The 6153-nt window shown below is 44.8% G+C and carries 4 protein-coding genes and 1 pseudogene; 1 reads left to right on the forward strand and 4 read right to left on the reverse strand.

Features of this window, described 5'->3' with window-relative positions; genetic code table 11:
- From IQR33_RS31880 to IQR33_RS31890, 3 genes and pseudogenes are all read right to left on the reverse strand, one after another.
- Positions 1-302: pseudogene (locus IQR33_RS31880) on the reverse strand (glycosidase); the annotation flags it as partial.
- A 316-nt stretch (positions 303-618) separates the two neighbouring features.
- Positions 619-1428 (reverse strand): MalM family protein, encoded by an 810-nt coding sequence (locus tag IQR33_RS31885; protein ID WP_005374786.1) that lies wholly within the window; start codon positions 1426-1428, stop codon positions 619-621.
- Between the two features lie 100 nt (positions 1429-1528).
- Positions 1529-2800, reverse strand: coding sequence for a maltoporin (locus IQR33_RS31890; protein WP_005374784.1), 1272 nt, complete (start codon positions 2798-2800; stop codon positions 1529-1531).
- A gap of 446 nt (positions 2801-3246) precedes the next feature.
- Between IQR33_RS31890 and glgX the strand changes: the two genes are divergently transcribed.
- Entirely contained in the window at positions 3247-5238 is a 1992-nt protein-coding gene (glgX, locus tag IQR33_RS31895; protein WP_193837791.1) for a glycogen debranching protein GlgX, read from the forward strand.
- 78 nt (positions 5239-5316) lie between these two features.
- On the opposite strand, the gene IQR33_RS35100 is transcribed toward glgX, so the two are convergent.
- Positions 5317-6153, reverse strand: an 837-nt coding sequence (locus IQR33_RS35100; protein ID WP_228014251.1) for an L-serine ammonia-lyase, incomplete at its 5' end; no start/stop codon positions are given.

Here is a 6153-nt window from a genome sequence, read left to right on the forward strand (position 1 = left end):
CTGTAGGAGCCTACTTTTTCTTGAACCACGGCTTGGTAGAAATTATTCCCTTTGTAGGTGTATTGACGCTGAGGCACGTGTTTCCAATCGGAATCCGCAAAAGTACCCACCACAAATAGTGGTTTAGAAATAGGTCCTTTCGCTGTGCTATCTGGGTTGTCACACGCTTTCATGAAAGCAACCACTTCGTCTTGAGACATATTAACAACAGGCTCTGCGGCCGCTTCTGGTTCTGCAGTCGATTGACAACCCACTAAGGCAACAAGTAGAGCAGCAGCAAGAGAGGTCTTCATCATGTTCATTTCACGTAATTCCTTTTTAGTATATCCAAAGCAAAATAAACTCAACGGTTAAAAGAAATATTAATCGTTATTAAAATGGAAATATCAAACGCCAAATAAATATCGTCAGATTGTGAATTTAAATCACTTCGAGAAGTTTGTTTATTTCCTAAGTACACAAAATAAATTAGGAACTGCCATTAATTATTGATCCAACCTATATAAAAAACAAAGTAATAAAAATAATTATGTGAATAAGGTAACTCTATGTAGGGGTATTTTTATTGGTTTATTTTCTATGAAAAAGGTCAGCATTTCGCTGACCTTTTTTATCTGATTATTTTCTATTTACGGCTTTCACAAACACTTGTTGCGCACCTTCGATACCCAGTTCTTTTGCTTCATCAAGCAAAGTGAGCGCTTTCGGAATATCATTCGCTGCGACTGCTGCTTCAATTGAGCTGTAGTAGTAGCTAGTAAGGTCCGTACCTTGGGGAATGTTATCGTTTTTCGCAACAATCTTAGTATTCACAATATCATTCGCGGATACCGAAAAGCGGAACTGACCAAGTGGGCTATGTTTCGCTAGAGGGTCTGCAATATCTGGCGGCTGAGTGTGGCGCGCCATGGCGAAGGCTTTTGCAGGGTGTAAAACTTGTGTACTTCCTTTTAGATCGGCGGAAGTCGTGTAAACCAACACATGCAGATCGTTACCTGTCATGTCTGGAATCACATTGAGATCAAGTACGAATTTATCGTTGTCCAACAGTTTTGCTGGTTCATACTTAAACTTTGAAAAATCTGCTTGGTAAATGGTTTCTCCTGCCGAGTTCATCACTGCGACATTAGGAGCATAAAATTGAAGTTCTTTACTTACGAATGTCTCTAATTTGATATCGAGACTGCCACGGTTACCTGGAAGAGCAAACGCTGCAATAGCGCCAGCACTGTTACCATCCAACAACATTTGGCTTTTATCAGTCAAAGCGAATTCAGTAACCACAGGCACGTTAAGCGGTACCCATTGAATATCACCCGATTGCGTGATCACTTGTTGCTGACCTTTTGGACTCATCTCTACTTGTTCTACAGACGCACAACCAGTAGCCAACATGCCCAGCAGTACGGGAGCAAGCCATTTTTTCATTACTGTCTACCTCGACTCTTTATTGTTTTTTAAATAAATACAGCCAGATAAGTTCTGGCTGTATCATTCTAGGACAATTTAGGACTTAGTGGTTAGATGATTACCACCAAGCTTCAGCTTGTACACCGAACTGGAACGTATCGTCTGAACGACCGTTGTCAAATGTGTTTGAGTTGTCTTCTTTGTCAGCCGTTAGGTAAGAAGCGTAAACACGGATTTCAGGACGAGCCCAGAAGCTAGAGCCAGCAGACCATGCTTGAGCAACAGTTAGCTTACCGTATTTGTTTTCTTCGCCGTCGTTATCGTCGATAGCGTAACCAGCTTCGAAAATAGTTTTGTGGTTGTCATCCCATTTGTACATTGGACGAACAACAACAGACATTGTTTCCCACTTGTCTTGGCCAGCCCACATGTCTTCACCAACACCGTACACTAACTGGTGACCCATTTCCCAGCTGTCGCCCATGCCGATTACACCCCAGTTGATTAGGCGGTAACCAGATGCACCGTTGTCAGCTTCTGCGCCGTACCAGCTACCGTCGCCGTAGAATGCCATTGTTTTTGAGTAACCTTCAGTACCGTACTGAAGCACTGTTTTGTTGAAACCAGCGTCTAGACCTTGAGTCAATTCTGCTGTGAACATTACGCCGTTTTTCGCATCTTTAGTGCCGTTTGGCGCAGCGTCAGTTTCGTTAAGAATTGCGTAGTTCAAGCCCATTTCTAGAGAGCCGTTGTCCCATAGAGGAAGACCTGCGTAACGTACGTCTAGAGTGTTTACGTTTGTTGCGCCACCATCGTTGCCTGGGTCTGCGATATCGCCGCGGTCGTTACGAACCCAAGCGAAAGAAACTTTACCAGGACCAGCTTCGATACCTTCAACACCAGCGCCCGCGCCAGAGATGTTCCAGTAGTAGAAGTCAGAGATATGAATGTCGTGACGTTGGTAGTAGCGCTTACCAGCCCAAAGTGTTGCTTCTGGAGCAAAGTTTAGTAGGCCTTTAGCTTGAACGTTGAATTGACGTAGTGCGAATTGTGCATCGTCAACACATTTCACTTCGCCGTTATCCAAACCACAGTTAGCAGAAGTGCTTTCCCAGTCGTTTGAACCATTAGAAGTCATTGCAACCATAGAGTCTACGTAGAACGTTTTGCCGTTGTTGTTGTAAACTTCTTTACCTAGTTGAATCTCGCCGTAGATATCGCTTTCATTACCTAGACGACCGATCTTGTTCTTTTCGAATGTTAATTGTTGACCACCGTCAGCGTTCACGCCAACGCCAGCACGCATGTAACCGTGGAAATCCACTGCGAATGCAGAACCAGCAGCTAAAGTTGCAGCTACAGCAGCAGCAATTGCACTTACTTTTTTCATTCTTAACTCCATTAAGGGTATTTATAATTCTGTCTTCCCTGCTCACTCTTTTAGGTGAATATAGGCAGTAAAAACACACCTAAAGAAAGAGAGGTAAGATGGGAACGAATCCCCGTTTGTTTCAACAGTTGTGAGATTACCCGAGGCGTACAAGGATGACTTCCTCCGCCCTAAACTAATTTAAGGGGGATGAGAAGGGAGTAGAAAATTTACCGAATGGTGTTTTTTCGAGTCAGATCACCAATCTAGGGAGGAATTAGTAAGTTTGTTCGGTTTTGAGCCGCTACAAAGTGATAGCCATTTCATATTTTTGACTCTAAGCCGTCACATAAAGTAATTAAATTACACGAATATTTTTATATTTAGGGTGGTTGACCTTAGTAAGACAAAGTTTTTAACTTATAGTTTCCTAAAGGTAGCAATAAATATTAAATAAAGTATCTCCGATGACACGACTTCTCTCTCGCCCCTACCCCCTGGGCGCAACATTGAATAAAGAAGGCTGTAACTTCTCTATTCATGCTCCAGGCGTAAAAGACATTCAACTGGCATTGTTTGCAGACGATGGCAGCTACGAGCTTCACGGTTTACCGAATGAATACGCTGGCATACGTCATACTTTTATTCCAGATATTAAGCCGGGGCAAAAATACGGTTACCTTGTCTCCCACAAGGAAGAGCCACTGTTAATTTCTGATCCGTACGCAAAATCAATAGATAAAGCCCTCCACTATCACCCTCCGTACTCTCCAGCCAAAAGTTTCGATATGCCGAAGTGCGTCGTTATCGAAGATGATTTTGACTGGCAAAACACGGATCACCCGCGTATACCCAGAGAAGAGATGGTGTTGTTTGAGACGCACGTCAAAGGGATTACCCAACGCCACCCAGAGGTTGAGGACAAGCTGAGGGGGCGCTATTTAGGTCTTGCATCACCTGAAATGCTGGCCTTTTACGAACAACAAAACATCAACACGCTGCAATTGCTACCTGTCGCAGCATGCATGCATGAGCCTCACCTACTAGAGATGGAAAAGGTCAATTATTGGGGATACAACCCTTATCTCTTTATGGTGCCCGATCCGCGCTACGCAGAACAAGACGCCGTTACGGAATTAAAAACAACAATTCGCGAATTGCATAAAAACGGCATCGAAGTGATTCTCGACGTGGTTTACAACCACACTGCTGAAGGTGGTGAAGGGCCTACAATTTTCAACCTGAAGGCCCTCGATTCCTGTTTTTACATCAAACATGGCAACCACTTCGCCAATTACACTGGCTGCGGAAATACAGTGGATCTCACCTACCAACCAGCCTTAAACCTTGTGATGGATACATTGCGCTACTGGGTTAGCGAATTTAAAGTCGATGGCTTCCGTTTTGACTTGGCTGCAACGTTAGGTCGACAGGGCGATGATTACAACCCAGAAGCAGCTTTCTTTAAAGCCGTTGCGCAAGACCCAATTTTGCGTGAAACCAAATTGATTGCCGAACCTTGGGATATTGGTCCAAATGGCTACCAAGTGGGTAACTTTCCATTTGGTTGGAACGAATGTAATGACAAACTGCGTGATATTTCCCGCAGTTTTTGGCGCGGTGATCAAGGCTATTTAAAAGAGTTTGCCACTCGATTAATGGGCTCTCGTGACATTTATAGTGCAGCGAACTGGCCATACAAACTCACCGTAAATTACATCACGTATCACGATGGCTTCACACTGCAAGATTTAGTGTCTTACAAGCACAAACATAACGAAGCCAATGGCGAAGAAAATCGCGACGGTCACGGTGACAATCGTTCAGAAAACTACGGTGTTGAGGGCGAGACGGAAAATCTGATGATCATCGCCACGCGTGAGAAGCAAAAACGCAACCTTATTGCTAGCTTGCTGTTTGCCTTCGGTATCCCACACATTCTCACTGCTGATGTTCTGTCTCACACCCAAGGCGGTAACAATAATGCCTATTGCCAAGACAACGAAACCAGTTGGCTGAACTGGGAAGAGACAGAACGTAAGCAACATTTCAAAGCATGGATGTCACAAATGGTCGCCAACCGAAATCAATACATGGTGCCATTTATCCGAGCTTTCAGTGGCGAAAACCGCAATAACAACCGTATTTTCTGGCACCGTACAGACGGTCGCTTAATGGAGCACGATGATTGGAACCGTTTAAGCTCCGTCGCACTTCACCTTGGTATCGGTAAAGAAGGGCAAGAGCTGGTCTACCTCATCAACCAAACTAACGCCACAGCGCGCTTTAAGCTCCCCAATGAGCGAAAGCAAGAATGGGTGACGATCTGTGATACAAACGTACGTAATCTCAACCCAGGACATGCTGAAGGCGAAGTCTTGCTGTCACCCACCTCGATGGTGATTTTGCACTATCAACCAAACCAAAGCACACCAAAAGGTGAGCAAACGCATAGCTAAGTTATAAACGCTCCAAAAAAGGAAAGCCGATGCATCTCAGTGCTTCGGCTTTTTTGTTGGTTAGATGTGCCTAACTCATTATTCGCAAGGCGGCGCTAGGTGAATCAAAGCTAACCCACCCAGTGACGTCTCACGGTATTTCTTGTTCATGTCTTTGCCCGTTTGGTACATGGTTTCAATTACCTTATCCAACGAGATCAGACATTTACTATTACGCTTTAATGCCATGCGAGATGCATTGATCGCTTTCATTGCACCCATTGCATTACGCTCAATACACGGTACTTGCACTAAGCCACCGATTGGGTCACAAGTCATGCCTAGCGAGTGCTCCATGGCAATCTCAGCCGCAATACAAATTTGCTCATTGCTGCCACCACGTAGCGCGGTCAAGCCAGCTGCCGCCATAGAGGAAGATACACCGACTTCACCCTGACAACCTACTTCGGCACCCGAAATAGACGCGTTGGTTTTGTACAAAATGCCAATCGCACCGGACACAGCAAGGAAGTCTTTAAGCTGTTTAGTATCAAGCTCTTTGATGAAGCGATGGTAGTACATCAATACCGCAGGAATCACACCCGCCGCACCATTAGTTGGCGACGTTACGACTTGTCCACCAGCCGCGTTTTCTTCACTCACAGCAAAAGCAAACAAGTTAATCCAATCCATGATTTCCATTGGATCGTTTTCGATTGCTGCATTTGCTTCAAGCTTCTTCAACAAGTTTGGCGCACGTCGGGTCACGTTCAAGCCGCCATCCAAGATACCTTCTGTTTCGAAACCGCGCTCCATGCAACGCGTCATCACACGCCAGATCTGTTCTGCGCGTTGATTGATGGCTTCCATATCCTGAAACGCTTGTTCATTTTTCAGAATCATGCCGCCAAGGCTCATGCCGTTATTCTCTGCCTG

The sequence above is a fragment of the Vibrio sp. OPT46 genome, assembly GCF_015163535.1.
Classification (GTDB): Bacteria; Pseudomonadota; Gammaproteobacteria; order Enterobacterales; family Vibrionaceae; genus Vibrio; species Vibrio alginolyticus.

Bases quoted from the DNA above. Each gene is read 5' to 3' on its own strand.
- IQR33_RS31890 (WP_005374784.1), bottom strand. From the start codon at position 2,800: ATGAAAAAAGTAAGTGCAATTGCTGCTGCTGTAGCTGCAACTTTAGCT.
- IQR33_RS31885 (WP_005374786.1), bottom strand. From the start codon at position 1,428: ATGAAAAAATGGCTTGCTCCCGTACTGCTGGGCATGTTGGCTACTGGT.
- glgX (WP_193837791.1), top strand. From the start codon at position 3,247: ATGACACGACTTCTCTCTCGCCCCTACCCCCTGGGCGCAACATTGAAT.